This window comes from Pseudomonas sp. B6001 (genome assembly GCF_013386015.1).
In the GTDB taxonomy this organism is placed as follows: Bacteria; Pseudomonadota; Gammaproteobacteria; order Pseudomonadales; family Pseudomonadaceae; genus Aquipseudomonas.
In genome coordinates this window covers 1-1,766 of the sequence record NZ_JACAOX010000066.1, presented here as the reverse complement: position 1 = coordinate 1,766, position 1,766 = coordinate 1, and the positions used below count along the sequence as shown (strand labels likewise).

1 protein-coding gene is annotated in these 1,766 nt (G+C 63.9%); it reads left to right on the top strand.

What is annotated here, in order from left to right; translation table 11 throughout:
* Positions 1–1,766, top strand: a 1,766-nt coding sequence (locus tag HX821_RS31600; protein WP_177037394.1) for an amino acid adenylation domain-containing protein, incomplete at both ends; no start/stop codon positions are given.

The window sequence follows — 1,766 nt, the reverse complement described above, 5'->3', positions numbered from 1 at the left end:
TGCTGCAAGGTATCGTCGCCGATCCGCAACGGCGCATCGGGGAATTGCCGCTGCTGGACGCGACCGAGCAACAGCACAACATCGCCCAGTGGAACCCCGGCCCGCGCAGCTTCCCAAGCGACACCTGCGCCCATCAACTGATCGCCGAGCAGGCCCGTCAACGGCCTGACGCCGTGGCCCTGCGTTTCCACGGCCAGACCCTGACCTACGCCGAACTGAATGCCCAGGCCAACCGCCGTGCGCATCAGTTGATCGCTCACGGCGTGGGGCCGGACGTGCTGGTGGGCCTGGCCGCGGAGCGGGGTATCGAGATGATCGTCGGCCTGCTGGCGATCCTCAAGGCCGGCGGCGCCTATGTGCCGCTCGACCCAACCTACCCGCAGGACCGCCTGGCCTACATGATGCAAGACAGCGGCATCCAGCTGCTGCTGGCCCAGGCGTCGCTGACCGGTCAATTACCGGTGCCTGACGGCGTGAAAACCCTGCTGCTGGATACCGACGTCAGCGCCTTTGCCGACAGCGACCCGCAAGTCGTCGTGGATCCTTCGAACCTCGCCTACGTGATCTACACCTCCGGTTCCACCGGCAACCCCAAAGGCACCTTGCTTGCGCACCACAACATCCTGCGTCTGTTCGCGGCCACTGAACCGTGGTTCGGTTTCGGCCCGCAGGACGTCTGGAGCCTGTTTCACTCCTATGCTTTCGACTTCTCGGTCTGGGAAATTTTCGGCGCACTGCTGCACGGTGGCGAGCTGCTGATCGTGCCGTACGACGTCAGCCGCTCGCCCCAGGAATTCCTCGACCTGTTGTGCGACGCGGGCGTCACGGTGCTCAACCAGACGCCGTCGGCGTTCAAACAGTTGATGCACGTGGCTTGTGCCGACTCACGGGCCAATGCCCTGCGCTACGTGGTATTCGGCGGCGAGGCGCTGGACGTCAAGAGCCTGCGCCCATGGTTCGAACGGTTTGGCGACAGCGCGCCACAGCTGATCAACATGTACGGCATCACCGAAACCACGGTGCACGTCACCTACCGTCCGCTGTCGGTGGCTGATCTCGAGCTGGACGCCAGCAGCCCGATTGGCGAACCGATAGCCGACCTGTCGTGGTACCTGCTCGACGGTGAACTGAACCCGGTGGCCAAAGGCTGCATCGGTGAACTGTATGTTGGCCGCGCCGGCCTGGCCCGGGGCTACCTGAAGCGTGGCGACCTGACGGCACTGCGTTTTATTCCCGACCCGTTCGGCGAAAGCGGTGCGCGGTTGTACCGCACCGGTGACCTGGCGCAATACCGCAGCGACGGGGTGATCGAGTACATCGGCCGGATTGACCATCAGGTGAAAATCCGTGGCTTCCGTATCGAACTGGGTGAAATTGAAGCGCGCCTGAACGCCCTGGCGGCGGTGCGCGAGGCCGTGGTGTTGGCCCAGGAAGGGCTGAACGGCCAGCAATTGGTGGCTTACGTGATCCCGGCGCAAGGCGCCGAGGATGCAGGCGCCCTCAAGGCGCAGTTGAAAGCGGACCTGCCGGACTACATGGTACCGACGCACCTGCTGTTCCTGAATGAATGGCCACTGACCGCCAACGGCAAGCTCGACCGCAAGGCCCTGCCGCAGCCGGACGCAAGCCAGGTACAGCACGAATACGTGGCGCCGCAAAGCGCGCTGGAACAGCAAATCGCAACCGTCTGGCAAGACGTGCTGAAACTGGAACGGGTTGGCCTCACCGACAACTTCTTCGAACTGGGTGGCGACTCGATTATCTCG